Below are 15,518 nucleotides of genomic sequence, written 5' to 3'. Positions count from 1 at the left end.
TTGTCAGCCTGTCACCAGCTGGTCTTCCTCGCCCCAGATTGAATCGTAAACGATGTCGACAAGGCTCGCTCGCGTGACAATTCCGACTAAATGCCTTTGTTCATCAACGACGGGTACATATTTCATTCCGCGCTTTAAAATTTTGCGTACGGTATCGCGCAGCAGTGTCCCCTGCTCGACCGTATACAGATCAGAGCGGAGCACGTCGCCGACGAGGCTCGCTTTTTTCCGGTTCTGATCAATGATTTCGACATCCACATATCCTTGCAGCACATTCAGGTCATCAACGACAAGCAGGGAATCGACACGGTGTTCCCGCATCACCTGTATCGCCTGCGAAAGCGTTTTGTCCGCCGTAACGGTGACAGGCTTTTTGTTCATCATCTGCTCGACGCGTTCAATATCCGGTCTTGATTGCAATAACCGTTCTTTGCCGATAAATTCTTCGACAAACTCATTAGCCGGATTCCGGAGAATGTCATCAGGAGTGCCGGCCTGAACGATCTCTCCCGCTTTTAAAATGACGATCCGGTCAGCCAGCTTAATAGCTTCATCCATATCGTGGGTTACAAACACAATCGTTTTATTCAATGTTCTTTGCAGTTTTTTGAATTCTTCTTGAAGGGAATCCCGCGTAATCGGATCAAGCGCTCCGAACGGTTCATCCATAAGAATAAGAGGCGGTTCCGCTGCAAGGGCGCGCAGCACGCCGATTCTCTGCTGCTGTCCGCCGCTCAGCTCGTGAGGATAGCGGTCTAAATATTCCGGGCCCATATCGACGAGCTTCAAAAGCTCCCGCGCCCGTTCCTTCCGCTTTTGTTCCGGCCATTTCAGCAGCTTCGGCACGAGAGAAATGTTCTGCTGAATGGTCATATGAGGGAAAAGTCCGATCTGCTGAATGACGTAGCCGATTTTCCGTCTCAGCTCCACCGGGTCCTGCTCCATAATGTTTTCGCCATCGATAAAAATCTTTCCGGATGACGGCTCAATCAGTCTGTTAATCATTTTCATCGTCGTCGTTTTGCCGCAGCCGCTCGGCCCGATAAAACAAATAAATTCGCCTTTTTCGATATTTAAATCAATGCTGTTGACAGCTTTTTTTCCGCCTTTATAGACTTTCGATACATTTTCTAATCTCAGCAATCCGTGCACCTCCGAAGGGTTCCGTTATTTTTCTGAAAAGTATAATCTTTATTATAAGATGAAATTTGTAAAATAAAAAGTTTACATTGTGTTGAAATTATATACAATATACGTGTTTTTTCATGTTATCCCGCTGACAATGCGGATGTTCTTACAATCGCTCCCGATAGCTCGCATATCCTGCCGCATCATCTTTTTCATCAACTGTAAAAAATATGATATATTGTCAGCATGAAAAGCCAGTGAAGGGATGATCAGCCGTGGAAAAAAACGCTCTTGATATCATCGGGCATGCTGAAGAGCATCTCATTGAGAGAATCGCCGAGAATATGCATACATTCGGAATGCCGGCCACACTGGGACGTGTGCTCGGTATTATTTATATGAACCGCAAGCCGATGACGTTAAATGAGCTGTCAGAGGCGACCGGGATGAGCAAAACGAGGATGAGCCAGGTGGTCCGCGAAATGACTGACGCCAATCTGGCTGAAAAAGTGTTTGAAAAAGGCGTTCGCAAAGACCTTTACGACGTGGAGCGTGATTATTACCAGACGTTCATCTCCCTGTTTACGGCAAATTGGACAAAGGCGGTCAGCAAAAACAAAATGCTCTATAAAAAGCTGAACCGCGAGCTGACTGAGCTTCTGGAATCGGAAAATCTCAGTCCCGATATTAAAGAAAAAGCCCGTCAGCTTTTGGATGAACTGACGGATTGGCTCCATTATTATGACTGGCTGAGCCGTTTGATAGAATTTTTTGAGAGTGAAGAAGTGTTTCAGCATGTGCCGAAAATAGAAAAAAGCAGCACCCGAAGATAACCGGGCGCTGCTTTTTTAAGTCAGGAAACCAATATCGGGAACATGCCTTTCAGACCGGCGCCGATCATGCCGATCGCCACCACCGCCAAAATCAGCCCCATCAGTCGGGTAATGACGTTCATTTCGGTTTTCCCGAGCTTATTGCTGATGAAAGATGAATAGTGAAAGAAGATGAACGTCATCGCGATGACGGCCGCAATGCCGATCAGCACGCTGATGTAATGGAAGATGCCGCCATGGCCGGCCGACAGACTCATCACCGTCGCGATCGTACCGGGTCCGGCGATAATCGGAATCGACAAAGGCGTCACAGATATATCAGCTTTCTCCTTGCTCTCCCCTTTCTCTTCATGATGGAGAGACTGTACATGAGATTTCTTCGCATTCAGAAGATTATAAGCGATGCCGAAAATAAAAATGCCGCCCGCGATACGTAAGGCATGAATGTTAATGTCAAACAGTTTAAAGATCAGATGACCGAAGATTAAAAAAGCCGCCAAAATGATAAACGACAGCACGGAAGCCTTGCGCGCGATCGCTGTCCGTTCTTTCTCCGAGTACCCTTCCGTCAGTGAAAGAAAAATCGGCACGTTTCCGATGGGATTGGAGACTGCAAACAGTGAAATGAAGACATGAATGATGAATGAAAACATGCGTACCTCCTTATGACTTGCCGTTATTGAGTTATGTTTTGTTCTCCGCTGTTTCTTATGCATGGTTTTTACCCCGGGGTCTGCTTTTTATAACCTCAGCCGGACGATCCGGAAACAGAAAAAAACCGTCCTTGTAAGGACGGTTTTTTCTGTTTGTTATCTCCATAAGCCTTTTCCGAATTTCAACAGCCGATAAAGCATTTTCAATTTTTTTAGCATGCGTTAATTTCCTTTTTTACTCTGAATCAATGCGCCGAGAGACATGATATCCATCAGCTTCATTAAAATTCTACCATAATGGGTACTTTTTCTCTATTATCAATTCATAGAGAAAGTGATTTGTATATCTTTAGAAAACTCCGTTACATCCGCCCTATTTTCTTTTATAATGTAAATATTGAACAAAATCCCTATATTACTTGTAAAAGGAGTTTTAGAATGTATTGTTCTCAATGCGGCCATCAAACTGATGGCGGAAAGTTTTGTGAAAAGTGCGGGGCGCCCCAGTCCGGGCAGGGAGGCGCAGGCCAAACGCAGGGCCAGGCCGCTCAGGCCGGCGCCGCGGCTAAGCAAGCTTCAAAGCAATTTGCCTTATTCGTGCTTGATGTGTTAAAGAGACCGTACCAAACATGTAAAACGACAGGCGGCGAACAGCTTGTCAGCAGCATCATCAACATGGTGCTTTTCTGCCTGGTGACGCCGATTATGTTTTATATTCTCTTATCAGACGGCTTTCGTGACGTCAGTTTTACCGCGGTTGTGATCAAACCGGCGCTTACCTTTGCATTATGCGTTTTTTGCCTGTATCTCTTGATTTTTATCGCTTTGAAGGCCGGCGCCGCGCAGGTGTCATTTAAAGATTCGCTGTCCAGATTCGGAGCATTTTTGATTCCGTTTACAGCTATTTTGCTTCTTGCCCTCATTTTTATGCTGCTTCATACAACCGTTTGCTTTACCATTCTGGCTGTCGGTCTTTTAGGAGCGGCGTTTGCCGTGCCTCCGCTCATGCTGGCGAGCTATCAGCATCAGCTCACGGCTAAGGCGGATATCATTTATTCTGTTATCGTCATCTATTTGATCATTTGTGTAACGTTTCAATTCACGATCAAGCATTATATAAAAGAACTCATGAATTATTTCTTCTTTTAAAAACGGAAACCCCCGCCGCCTGATTGGCGCGGGGGTTTTTTTTATTGAATGGATGTTAAATAAATTCTTCCGTCTTTAACAACGCCGCCATACGTCCAATTGTATGTTCTGAGCTTCGGACTGCCGCCGGCTTTCGTAATATAAAACTCCTCGTACGTATGAATCGTCAGATGAGAGCCTTTCTGTGAAAAGCTTTTGACATTCACTTCATTAAATACTTCGGTCGTCCCCTCGCTGTGCAATTTTTTGACTAGTTTCTGCTGATCAGCATACAATGGGCTCCCCTCTTCTAAATTGCCCGCCATGATGGCAAAATTGTTAAGGCTGACGGCGCTTGATTGATTTGTCAGGTAATCAGTCATAAACGATGTGACTTGCTCGTTTGTCACGCTGCCTGAAGCTGTGTTTCCTTTGGAAGATGCCCATGCTGATGTATAGGTTTTCGGCTGGTCGTTTTTTATTTTTTTTACATTTGTCCCAGAAGAATCTGAGGCAGGGTCAGCTTTTTCGAAAACCCATTTTTTATGTTTTGTATCATATGAGAGTACATAATGAAAGCTCGGCTCAGCCTCTTCCATATCAGGCTTCGTATTCCCGTCGAAATAAGCAGACTCATGAAGCTCTTTACCCGTAACAGTTACTTGCCAGCGGCCGTTCTCTTGAGAAATCGCAAATGAATCCAGATCAAAGCTTGTCTCTTTATACTGATCCTTCAAAAAGGTGCCGGAACTCTTCATGCCGGATACCACTTCTTTCGTCTGCTCTTTCCAGGCGGAACCAGCCTCGGTCATCTGATCGGTATTTCCGTCTGCCATCGCTTTTGTATACTGCTTCGTTGTTTTGACAATCGTGTCCATGATTGTTTGTTGTGTATCTTGATCCGGGATAAGCGTTAATTCCATATCAGTGCTGTTGATCGGAACATCGGCAGTTTTTGTTTTCCCCCAAGGAAAATCAGCCTCCACGGCGGCTGTCATGGAACCGTCAGTTAAGAGCGGACCGTATGTAACGGATTCAAACGGATCTTTATGGACGGACTTGCCGTTTATCAGCAGATCGCCTTTCGCGCTTTTGAAGCTGTCTGCCGGAGTGAACGTCACATCCTCGGCGTCTAACGGCAGGTCAAACTCAACATTCCGGCTGCCGGCCGCCTCTGCCTCTTGCTTTTTGACAACGTCAACCGTCTCATTTTTAAGCTTGGCTTCCGCCGTGTAGACACCGGGTGCATACGGACCGAAGATTTGGGTTTCATCGGCTTTTTTGACCGTACCTGTTTTCTCGCTGTTGATATAAAGATCGGCGCCTTTATAATTGCTGGTGACGCGGAAATAAACCGGATCGACTTTCAATTCGTAATGGTCAAACAAAAGAAGGGTTTTACCCTCTTTTTTGACGTATACCGCATCTTTTTCTGATGAATTGCCGCGAAGCGATGCCAGCAGTTCATCGTGTTTCTTTGCGTATGCAAGGAGCGGTTTGACATTGGTCTCATTCAGCTTCAGTTTTTTGTCTGAAGGAGTGAGCAGGGCTGCGAGCTTTTTCGTGTCCCCGTCATGAACCGCCTGTTCGAATTGATCTGTGAGCCTTTTTTCAGATGTCAGCCAGGCTCCGGTTTTATATGCGGCAATCAATAAGATCAGCGCTGCGGCAATGCCGCCCCATATGAAGAGCGTTTTTTTAGGGATCGGCTTTCTTATTTGTGAAGCAGGTTCAGCCGTTCTTACAGCCGCCTGCCGCTCCAGCCGGCTTCCTTTCCCGATCGGTTTTCCGCATTCTTTACAGAAATGCGCCTCTTCGTTGTTCTGCTGGCCGCAATACTTACAAAAAAACATGACTTTCCTCCTATTCAATCTGCAAAACTTGTATAACTTTTCCTATGTTTCATATTTTATAATAAAGTAGAATGATTTTGGAGTTATTTTGAAAAAATAGCTGTCGATCATAACGGAGGAGGAGAAACGGACATGCAAAAACTGAGTATCCGAAAAGCCGCGAAGCCGGATGAAGCGCTGTATGAACTATTGCTGCTGGCCGATCCGTCGAGGGAGATTGTCGATGATTATCTTGTAAGAGGAGAATGCTATACGGCTTGGACGTCAGACGAGCTTGCAGGGGTTTACGTTTTATTGCAAACAAGGCCTAAAACGATAGAAATCGTAAACATCGCGGTAAAAGAATCGCTGCAGAACAGGGGATTCGGAAAACAGCTGGTGCAAGATGCCATTGAAAAAGCGAGACAATCGGGAGCTGACACGATTGAAATCGGCACCGGAAATTCCAGTATTCATCAGCTGTCACTCTATCAAAAATGCGGATTCCGCATTCAGGCTGTCGACCATGATTTTTTTATCAGGCATTATGATGAAGACATTTTTGAAAACGGCATTCAATGCCGGGATATGATACGGCTTTATTTGGATTTATGATAAAAAGGGCGCCGGCTGAGATCGGCGCCCCTTCGTTTACCATTCAGACGGATTGATCTGCTTGTTTCTCTGTATTTCTTTGACTCCCTTGTCTGACTGAAAAAATAGCAAAAACGATCGTAAGGGTCAGTCCGACAGCCGCAAAAATATAATCCGCATTCATCAACAGCAGAAGCCCTGTGTAGACAGCGGCCGACAGCGGTTCACCCATTTTGACAATGGAAAAAATCAGTGCAAAGACCCTTCCGAAATATGCAGCCGGAACCGTCTTTTGGAAATACAGCACCGTTTGCACATCAATATACGAGATGATAATGCCAAGCACCAGGAAAATGATGCACTCAAACCCATGAAGGGGAAAAAACAGGAGCATAATGAGCAGTCCCGCTGCCGTTAACGTCCGCGGGTACAGCCGGTTCAAGCGTTTTGTATTCCATTTGAAAAATACGGCCAGATTGCCCAAAAGCATCCCCGCCTGAAACATTGAATACATGACGGCAAACCATACAGAATAGTTCTGCTGAAAACGCTCCACAGCAAGAATCGGCCCCATTACTGAAATAAGGCCGGCAATGACGAGATTTACGACGAAAAAGTATCCGACCGATGTCAGCCATGCCGCATTTCCTTTCAGCATTCTGTAACCGGATTTTACATCTTCAGTTCCGTTGCTTTTTTCATTGGGCTGTTCTGAAATACGTATGAACGCGATAAATGCCGCGGAGATAAAAAAAGCAGTTCCGTTTATGGCAAACAGCAGCCCGAACGGAATAGCCGCAATCATGATCCCGCTGATCAATTTTCCGACGATGAGTCCGATCAAGTCACTCGTATTGATCAGAGATGTCGCCTGATCAAGATGCTGTTTACGGACGAGCAGCGGAATGATCGCGACTTTCGCCGGCGCAAACAGCATCGATTGCAGAGATAGACAAAAGGCGCACACCCCGGCTATCCACACGGTTAATAAATCGTTCGCGCTGAGCACCGCCAAGAGGATCATGATGACGGCCCGGCCCGTATTGCACAAATACAAGATCGACTTTTTTCGGAATAAATCAATCAGCGGTCCCGCCAGCACGCCAAATGTCAACGGCACGAGTTCGATAAAAGAAATAACGCCGACAAGAATTTTGCTGCCGGTCAATTCCAGCACTAACAGCGGCAGAGCAATGAGCCAGACCCCATCCGCCGCTGAAGAAAACACCTGTGCACACCAAAGCTTTGCATAGTTCGGTGTTCGATATGTCATATCAGACCCTTTTTTGATCCTCGTCATCAGAAACACCGCCGAACCATTCCAGCGTTCTCCATGATTCCCGTCTTTCCGTATAATCCTCTTCCATCACCTCAAATACAATGCCGGTATCTTGATTCCGATAAAGCTCCTGCAAAGTATCTGCAGCCCGTCTCAGCAGCTCCTCAGCGATCGTCCCTTCACTCGGATGGCGGCCCTCAAAACAGCGGACGCCCCCATGCGGGAACGCAAGCTGGCGAAAAGAGCTGAAGTGATAATGCTTAATGCTCTCTTTTATCGAAAGAAACTGAAAGAAATCAGGATATTTCAGCTGATCATTTCTGAACATAAGGGCGGAAGACAAGTGAGTCTGATAGGTAATCGCCCAATGGCACAGATCCCACGTAATACCGACATGCTTCAGATCCAGCTGCACCAGCTCTGTAAAATCCTCAGGATAAATGAAAATCGGATCAAAATCCTCTCCCAGATTCCCGATGATCGGAAGGTTTTCCACACCGATCCAAATGTCCGTCCCTTTCAGCCGCTCATCAAACTCCGCGAAAAACTCAACGATTTTTTTACGGTTTCCTTCCAGGTCATAGACTTGAAATTCCTCAACCGTCATAAATTGATTCGCATGAACGGTTATGCCTTTGACGCCGTATTTCACAGCGAGCTCCGCAAAGTGATAAAGCTGTTTTTTGATGTGATCTTCATGCACATAATCGGCATGATCTGTCGGGAAATGCAGCGTCAATAATGAAGGATCAAGCTGTTTTGCATATTCCAGCGTCTGATTGAATGTTTTGAGATAATCCGCTTCCCCAAAGGAATGGCCGTCAAAAATATTCGCTTCCAGACCGTATCCCGCTTCCACCCATGTCTCATCGATTTGCTTCGGATCAAGTCCGAAAAACGGAATTTGAGCAATCATAGGACAGTCACCATGTTCCTCTCACAAGCATAAACGCTTCCGCAGCGGTAAAACCCGATTTTGCTCCCCACACACGGGCATTATGTTCGATCGCCTGCAAAGAGCGGGGATGAGGGAAGTCTCTGAGCTCGGAACCGTAACACGCCATCGATTTCAATTTCGTTTCAAGCTCGTCTTCAATATTAACGAAGAAATTGGCATGAAACTGATCCTTCTGACAGTAATTCCATTCCGTCGAAGACAATGTTTCATAGGCAAAAACCCGTTTTACCGTATGACCGGGAAGCGGACGGGTTGCCGTCATGACCGCTCTGAATACGACGGAGTGGTCAATATTAATGTCACCGCCGTACTGGGTATACACAATGTCCGGCTGAAAACGATTGATTTGTTTCTCCGCTTCCTTCACGACATCCAGCAAATCCATTGAATCCATTCTGTTATCAGGAAGGTTCAGCCTGACAAAATCATGGATGCCCAAAGTGCTGAGCGCCTGCTCCGTTTCTTGATTAGAATGCTGCATAACGGACTCTTCAGGCTTCTCATAATCCGTTTTTCTTGATGACTTGCCTTCCGCCATAATGACTGCCGACACGCTGTCACCTTGGCGGACATGTTTGGCGAGCGTGCCGCCGACGCCGATAATTTCATCGTCGGGATGCGCTGCAAATACCATTACTTTCATCATATTGCCCTCCTTTGACTAACATTTCGGCTGTATCCGCTCCGCAGTTCATCAGCATATCAAGCATGGAGAGGTGAGGGATATGCTCCCCGAATAATTGAGGATAGCCAAAATGTCGGATCTGCTGATACTCAATGACAATTCCGTTTCTTTCAAAATCGCTTTCTATTAAATAGTCGGAACCCTGACTGCCTGAATAATAACGGTCCGCCCCCAGCTCCTGACAAAGCGCTAAAACAAAATCGCTTTTTTTCTCCTTCCGGCATTCAAGCTCAGAGACATAACAGAGCGGCGTTTCAATTCGGAGCTCTTTTCGGAAAAATTCAATGATGTGCATATTCAAATCATGGAGATATTCCCACTCCCGCTGATAGACATCTTGAAAAAAATGCTGGTATCGCTCAAAATAGGGAGCTTTCGCATAGTTCATTTTAATCGCCATCCAATGTTTTTTCCGCCAATCCTGTGTCTGATCGATTTTCATATGCCGAAGCTCTATGTCTTTATATTGTTTCATCTGCAAAGGCACCGTCAGCCATCTGGGGCCCTGCGGCGTTTTGATTCTGTTGCGGTTGAGAAACCCTTTTTTCTCAAATTGAGCTGTGTCATGAATGGCAAACAGATCCGACTTATACATTTTTTCAAAAAAACCGTACCACGGCAGATAACTGGATTGATGGCCGCTTATTGTTTTCATTCCGGTTTCGTAAAAAGTCGGCATTGTTTTTCTTCAGCTCCCCAATATCGTTTCGGTCTTGCGATTTCTTTACTGTGTGAATAGCCAAAATCAGCCCATTGAAGCTTGCGGCGAATGGCGAATTGCAGGGCGTCACGCATCAATAAGTAAGAGGCCTGCGCTTTTTTTCCCGCCAGGCTGTTTATATTCTGCCAATAATAGAAATGAGAGCGGTCATAGAGAAAAATACTGCTGCTGATCAGCGTCTCATCCTGATATGCTCCGATCCAAAACATCCGGTCCGCAAACGTGTCAAGCAGTTTTTGGAAAAAGCCTTGGCTCAGCACATAAGCCGCGCCGATTGCCGACGTATGCTCTTTGTAGAGGTCATAAAACGCGCCAAGTTCTTTTCGCCCGATCAGCCGGGTGACAATATTCTCTTTTTCAGCGTATCTGACTGCCGTCCGGGCTTTTCCGGAAATGCCTGTCCAAAGTTCGTCAAACGTGTCCGGAAGCGTAAGGATCCGTGTTGCCTTTTCAGTCCACCCTTCCCCGATTTCTTCTGTAAAAGAAGTCTGACCGTACGGCAGCAGCATCCGGGATATGTTCCGGCCGAATATGGTCTGTATTTCACTTTGAAGCCATTCAAATGAGATGGGTCGATCTGAAATAACGCCCCCGTATCCGATCATATTGCCGGATAATACGCCCTTCTGTTCAAAAAGCGGAAGATAGATGACTTGTCCTCCGTCCGTTGTCAGTCTGACAGGGTGAAATGACGTGCCGGGAAGCTCTTCCATGAGGATTCCCCAATCATAGCTTTGAAACAATCCCGCCTGATACATGTCAGCGGCCCGATCCCATGCCTGGCGGGTCGTGTATACTGCTGTTTTTTGCATAGTTATCACCACTATTCAGTCTTATTCTTTTGCTCATAATATGATAAAACGGATTCGGCTATATATTTGACTTGCTCCTTTTGAAGAGGGGGTTTAAACGGCAGAGAAAGAACTCTCTTCCAAAGCGGGTCTTCCCCGCCTTCCCCCGCGTATGTTTCATAAATCGGAATACGGCCGAGGGGAAGATAGTTCCAGCATGTTTGGATGCCTCTTTCAGCTAAATAAACGGAACACCCGTACCGCTCTTCATCCCTGGGGAATACAATCGTTAAATAATTCAGATGTTCTCCTTCTTGGGGCTGGATCATTCTTATGCCGTTTGTTTCTCCCGCCTTTGCAAAGATTTCTCCCGCCGTCTCTAAATTTCGAAGTGAAGCTGTTACAAGCTGATCCATACGTGAAAGCTGATCATCAATAATGGCTTCCCTTGCCGGATGCATGCGAAACACGGGTACAACAGCCGGTTTATCCGGCAGAGCTTCGAGCTTTGTGGCTTTCATGGAAGGCATGGCGCCCGCTTTTCTAAACATATATGAAATAGGATGATGCCGTTTCCGTTTCATTACAGCCTGGATTCTTTGATTTCTGATATAAATTCGATAGTCAGCTGCCACTTGGCTGCGCTGTTCCATCGGGAAATTTGCTTTTTGCCGAAGCCATTCTTTCGGCGCGATTAACGCGCCGCCTCCGATACTCGCAAGCGGCTTTGAGGGGCCGAAGCTTAAAATGCCGAAATCGCCCAAACCGCCGGCAAATGTATCCGCTTGTTTTGTAAACATGGCTTGAGCGGCATCATCAATGACAACAATTCCGTTTTCCTTCGCCCAGTCAATGATAGCGGTATTTTCTCTCCGGCCGTATACATGCGTGAGGATAACCGCACACGTCTGCGTTGTCACTTTTTTTTTGACATCCTCAAACGATAAGGATAGATGCTCATCCAGCTGCGCAAACACAGGCGTCGCACCGGATTGCAGCACGGCATCAATGACATTCGGGCAGCTGAAGGATGAGAAAATCACTTCTTTCCCCGGCCCGGCTCCCGAATAAGTTAATGCGAGCACCAGTGCCGCACTGCCGCTGGAGGTCAGCACAATCCCTTTCCCGTAACGTTTTTCCAGTTTTTCAGTCAGTCCGCTTTGTCCGGCAGTAAGCAAGTGTTTCACCGCGCGCAGACGGCCCCTGACGGAAAGCTGTCCAGGATAAACGGGATATTTGACCACTTCCGGGTTTTTAGGAAAGTGGAAGTTTGTGCTTTTGTCTTTCATCTTTTATGATCTCCAGGCCTTCATTCAGACTTACTTTCGGAGCGTAACCGAGCAAACGTTTCGCCTTCTCGATTGACGGCGCCCGTTTAAAAATCTCGATGTCTTTTCCCCTCACGCCGTCTTCGCCCAGCTTTTTAAACAGATAGTTATCCTTCTCTCTGCCTGAAAGCACATTGACTTTTTCAGCCAGTTCTTTTATCGTGATCGGCTGGTCGTTCCCGATATTGAAGTCTTCAAAGACGGCTCCTTCATGAACGAGAGCGAGATAAGTTCCGGTGACGATATCACTGATGTAGCTGAAGCAGCGTATTTGTCCGCCGTCCCCGTAAAGAGGCAGCTCAGAGCCATTCTCGGCCAGGCTGAAAAACTTGTTGATGACAAAATCTTCGCGCTGTTTCGGCCCGTATACATTAAAGTACCGGACGACCCGAATATGAAGTTTGTCGGAAGCCTGTTCTCTCAAATATTCCTCTGATTGCAGTTTGGCTTTTCCGTAAGCCGATTTCGGAAGCTTTCTGCTTGTCTCGGTATAAGGAAAATCAGGTGAATCTCCGAACACTTCTGAACTCGATGAGAAAAGAAGTGTGCTGATTCCCAATTCACCGCATACCTCAGTTACGTTTTTCGTTCCTTCAAAATTGACCCGTATGACGTCTTCTTCATTGCTTCGGCAGCTGTCCACTCCGACCATTGCCGCCAAATGGACAACCGCATCCGCTCCCCGCAGTGATTCGCGTAGGGACGTCCGGTCAAGAATATCCGTTTGGCGGTATTCAGTGTCAAAAGCCGGCTCCTTTTGGTCTGCAATGATGGTGTGATAACCTTTAGCCTGTAATAATGCCGCCAGTTCGCTTCCGATAAAACCGGCTCCTCCGATAATCGCAATATGTTTCATGATCCAACCTCCTGGCTGATAGTCAAAACTTCTTTTATAGACTTGACAATATAGCTGCAATCCTCATCTGATAACTGGCTGTAAAGAGGCAGTGATACGATCTCCCGGAAAACACGTTCAGTTACCGGAAGCTCGGCAGGAAAATGTTTTTTATAGTAAGGATGCAAATGCACGGGAATAAAGTGCACGCTCAGCCCGATTTGTTTTTCTTTCATTTTCTCAATAAACAGATCTCTGTCCATACCGCCGTTTTCTCGAATCCGCAAAATAAATAAATGCCATGAGTGCGTTATGCCGCTTGGAATGTCAGAAAGCGGAAGCGCCGCTTTGTCAGATTGGCCTGACAGTTCACGTACATAAAATTGAGCGATCTGTTCCCGTTTTTCTTGAATTTCGTTTGCGCGTTTCAATTGAACCAGACCGAGCGCGGCCTGAATATCCGTCATATTATATTTAAAGCCCGGCAGTAAAACGTCGTATCTCCAGCTGCCTTTTTCACCGTACCGGTTCCAGGCATTTTTTGTGATGCCGTGCCAGCCGTACAGCCTCGCTCTTTCTGCGGCCTGTTCGTCTTTCATGACGAGGGCTCCGCCTTCCCCCGTTGTAATATTTTTGGTGGCATAAAAGCTGAAACACACGGCATCGCCGTGAGTGCCGATCATGCTTCCGTTATATTTTGTACCGAGCGCATGAGCGGCGTCTTCAATCAGATACAATCCGTTTTCTTTACAAATGGATTGCAAGTTTTCCAGATCAGCCGGATAGCCGGCAAAATGAACCGCAATTACCGCTTTTGTGCGCGGCGTTATTTTCTTCCTGACATCTTCAGGATCGGCACATAGACTTTTCTCGCATATATCCGCAAACACAGGAACGGCTCCGGCGTGCAGGATGACATTGACGCTGGAACAGAACGTGAAGCTCGGCACGATGACTTCATCGCCTTCTCCCACCCCGAGCGCCAATAAAGCCATATGTAATGCAGCGGTGCCTGAATTACAGCTGATGACGTGTTCGGCTCCTATACATTCTCCCAGCTTTTTTTCAAAATCGATTACCTTCGGGCCTTTCGAAATCCAGCCCGATTGAATCGTTTCGGTTACGCTTGCGATTTCTTCGTTTGTCATATCAGGTCTGTGAAAAGAGATAAATCGATTACTAATGACCGTTCCCTCCTATAAAGTGACAACTCTGCAATTGTCGGCTGATTTTTCCTTGCATACATTTCTTGTGTCAAAGATAATCGGTGAGGCATCCTTCAAAATACTGTAGTCGATGACATCGTGATCTGTATGAATGATGATGACGTCGTACTGATTGATTTGTTCTTTTGTGAAAGGGACAGATTGTTTGCGGCTTCCGTCATTCAAGCGGATCTCGCTGATAAACGGATCATGATAATCAATCGCGCATCCCTTGTCCATCAATTCTTCCATTATCGTAAACACTGAGGATTCACGCGGGTCATTTGTATTTTTTTTATAAGCGGCCCCTATTATTAAGATGCTGCATTTGTCTTTGCCCGACAGTTTCAAAGCATAGTCAGAGACAGAAATCGGCATATTGGAATTGATTTCGTCCGCCAGGTCAATTAATTTTGTCTGCAGCCCTTTTTCATTCGCGATCCATTTGAAGTAAAAAGGGTCAATCGGGATACAATGGCCTCCGACTCCGGGGCCCGGGATGAATTTTTGAAAGCCGAACGGCTTCGTGTCCGCCGCGCAGATGACTTCCCATATATCAATATCAAGTTCACGGCAATTAAGCGCCATTTCATTGATAAGAGCTATATTGACATAACGATAAGTATTCTCTAGGAGTTTAGCTGTTTCAGCTACTTCGGGTGAGGTGACCGGGTGAATGCTTGTAACAATGGTGCTGTAAAACGCTGAGGCAAGTTCTGTGCAAGTCTGTGTGGTTCCGCCGACTACTTTAGGAATATCTGAAACTTCATATTGCCTGTTGCCCGGATCGATTCTTTCCGGAGAATAAGCCGTAAAAAAGTCTGTTCCTATTTTCATGCCGCGGCTTGATGCCATTCTGTCGGCAATCTTTTTTTTCGTTGTTCCGGGATAGGTGGTGCTTTCTAAAATTAAAAGCTGATGCTGCCTTCCATAAGCGATCATGCTGTCAACTGCACTGTCGATGTAGGTTAAATCGGGGATCTTGTCTTTTTTGTTCAGGGGTGTCGGCACACATATCACAATGATGTCGCACTTTTGGATGAGCGACATGTCGGCGCTGATTTGAAAGCGTTTTGTTTGTAAAGCCGAGTTCAGTCTGTCGTCCTCTATATCTTGAATATGGCTGCTTCCGGCGGCTAACAAGGAAACCTTTTCACTGTTTTTGTCGAATCCGATAACATTGTATCCTTTATCGACACATTCCAGCGCAAGAGGAAATCCCACATATCCCATGCCTAACACGCCTACTATCGCCTGCTTCGTTTCAATTAGATGTAACAGCCGTTTTTGACCAAGGTTGCTGGCTTCTTTTGTGACAGTATTCATTTTTCGCCCCCTAATAGATAGAAAAGAGTATTGTTTTTTACAATTTAAAACAAATATCGATCGATATCGCAATTATAACAAAAGTTAAAATTTGATAAATGAGTTTTACATCCTTTTATAAATTAGGTATTATCTATTTATTTTTCTTTTATTTGTAAAATAAAATCCTGTCAAATGGTATATATCTGGTAACGAGTGAGAAAATCTCCCTTAGTTGAGAGA

The 15,518-nt window shown here is 46.0% G+C and carries 15 protein-coding genes; 3 read left to right on the top strand and 12 right to left on the bottom strand.

The genetic code is table 11. The annotated features are described in order from the left end of the window. Window positions 1-3: 3 nt before the first annotated feature. Complete coding sequence (opuCA, locus tag OQ477_RS14785) at window positions 4-1,143, bottom strand: osmoprotectant ABC transporter ATP-binding protein OpuCA (RefSeq protein ID WP_003151651.1); 1,140 nt, start codon at window positions 1,141-1,143, stop codon at window positions 4-6. A gap of 260 nt (window positions 1,144-1,403) precedes the next feature. Between opuCA and OQ477_RS14780 the strand changes: the two genes are divergently transcribed. Beyond that, window positions 1,404-1,961, top strand: a complete 558-nt coding sequence (locus OQ477_RS14780) for a GbsR/MarR family transcriptional regulator (protein ID WP_045208938.1) — start codon at window positions 1,404-1,406, stop codon at window positions 1,959-1,961. 20 nt (window positions 1,962-1,981) lie between these two features. Here the strand turns inward: OQ477_RS14780 and OQ477_RS14775 are convergent, their stop codons facing one another. Beyond that, entirely contained in the window at window positions 1,982-2,614 is a 633-nt protein-coding gene (locus tag OQ477_RS14775) for an NAAT family transporter (RefSeq protein WP_007409973.1), read from the bottom strand. Window positions 2,615-3,052: 438 nt separating this feature from the next. On the opposite strand from OQ477_RS14775, the gene OQ477_RS14770 reads away from it, so the two are divergent. Next, on the top strand, window positions 3,053-3,763 hold the full coding sequence (locus OQ477_RS14770; protein ID WP_265972973.1) for a zinc ribbon domain-containing protein: 711 nt from the start codon (window positions 3,053-3,055) through the stop codon (window positions 3,761-3,763). A gap of 41 nt (window positions 3,764-3,804) precedes the next feature. Here OQ477_RS14770 and OQ477_RS14765 read toward each other — a convergent pair whose 3' ends face one another. After that, a complete protein-coding gene (locus OQ477_RS14765) occupies window positions 3,805-5,595 on the bottom strand; it encodes a zinc ribbon domain-containing protein (RefSeq protein ID WP_265972971.1) in 1,791 nt (596 codons plus the stop codon). 132 nt (window positions 5,596-5,727) lie between these two features. Between OQ477_RS14765 and OQ477_RS14760 the strand changes: the two genes are divergently transcribed. Further along, window positions 5,728-6,189 (top strand): GNAT family N-acetyltransferase, encoded by a 462-nt coding sequence (locus tag OQ477_RS14760; protein WP_265972969.1) that lies wholly within the window; start codon window positions 5,728-5,730, stop codon window positions 6,187-6,189. A gap of 43 nt (window positions 6,190-6,232) precedes the next feature. On the opposite strand, the gene OQ477_RS14755 is transcribed toward OQ477_RS14760, so the two are convergent. From OQ477_RS14755 to OQ477_RS14715, 9 genes are read right to left on the bottom strand one after another with little or no spacing between them, the layout of a single operon-like run. Beyond that, window positions 6,233-7,468 carry an MFS transporter gene (locus OQ477_RS14755; protein WP_088461686.1) on the bottom strand — a complete coding sequence of 412 codons (1,236 nt, stop codon included), beginning with the start codon at window positions 7,466-7,468 and terminating at the stop codon, window positions 6,233-6,235. Further along, window positions 7,443-8,363: a TIM barrel protein gene (locus OQ477_RS14750; protein WP_265972966.1), complete on the bottom strand. Its 921-nt coding sequence runs from the start codon at window positions 8,361-8,363 to the stop codon at window positions 7,443-7,445. Before OQ477_RS14750 ends, OQ477_RS14755 begins: the two co-directional genes overlap by 26 nt. A 7-nt stretch (window positions 8,364-8,370) precedes the next feature. Then, window positions 8,371-9,048: a PIG-L deacetylase family protein gene (locus OQ477_RS14745; protein ID WP_265972964.1), complete on the bottom strand. Its 678-nt coding sequence runs from the start codon at window positions 9,046-9,048 to the stop codon at window positions 8,371-8,373. After that, on the bottom strand, window positions 9,011-9,769 hold the full coding sequence (locus OQ477_RS14740; RefSeq protein WP_007409964.1) for a WbqC family protein: 759 nt from the start codon (window positions 9,767-9,769) through the stop codon (window positions 9,011-9,013). The genes OQ477_RS14745 and OQ477_RS14740 overlap by 38 nt, the downstream gene beginning before the upstream one ends. Next, on the bottom strand, window positions 9,742-10,623 hold the full coding sequence (locus OQ477_RS14735) for a GNAT family N-acetyltransferase (protein WP_265972962.1): 882 nt from the start codon (window positions 10,621-10,623) through the stop codon (window positions 9,742-9,744). Before OQ477_RS14735 ends, OQ477_RS14740 begins: the two co-directional genes overlap by 28 nt. Before the next feature lie 11 nt (window positions 10,624-10,634). Continuing rightward, window positions 10,635-11,891 (bottom strand): aminotransferase class V-fold PLP-dependent enzyme, encoded by a 1,257-nt coding sequence (locus tag OQ477_RS14730; protein WP_265972960.1) that lies wholly within the window; start codon window positions 11,889-11,891, stop codon window positions 10,635-10,637. Further along, complete coding sequence (locus OQ477_RS14725; RefSeq protein WP_265972958.1) at window positions 11,857-12,786, bottom strand: NAD-dependent epimerase/dehydratase family protein; 930 nt, start codon at window positions 12,784-12,786, stop codon at window positions 11,857-11,859. Before OQ477_RS14725 ends, OQ477_RS14730 begins: the two co-directional genes overlap by 35 nt. Then, on the bottom strand, window positions 12,783-13,913 hold the full coding sequence (locus OQ477_RS14720; protein WP_032876966.1) for a DegT/DnrJ/EryC1/StrS family aminotransferase: 1,131 nt from the start codon (window positions 13,911-13,913) through the stop codon (window positions 12,783-12,785). The genes OQ477_RS14725 and OQ477_RS14720 overlap by 4 nt, the downstream gene beginning before the upstream one ends. A 48-nt stretch (window positions 13,914-13,961) precedes the next feature. Continuing rightward, window positions 13,962-15,296, bottom strand: a complete 1,335-nt coding sequence (locus OQ477_RS14715; RefSeq protein WP_007613872.1) for a nucleotide sugar dehydrogenase — start codon at window positions 15,294-15,296, stop codon at window positions 13,962-13,964. Window positions 15,297-15,518: the final 222 nt, after the last annotated feature.

Source organism: Bacillus sp. ChL18, assembly GCF_026241425.1.
GTDB classification, from domain to species: Bacteria; Bacillota; Bacilli; order Bacillales; family Bacillaceae; genus Bacillus; species Bacillus velezensis.
This window is presented reverse-complemented; position numbering and strand designations above follow the sequence as displayed.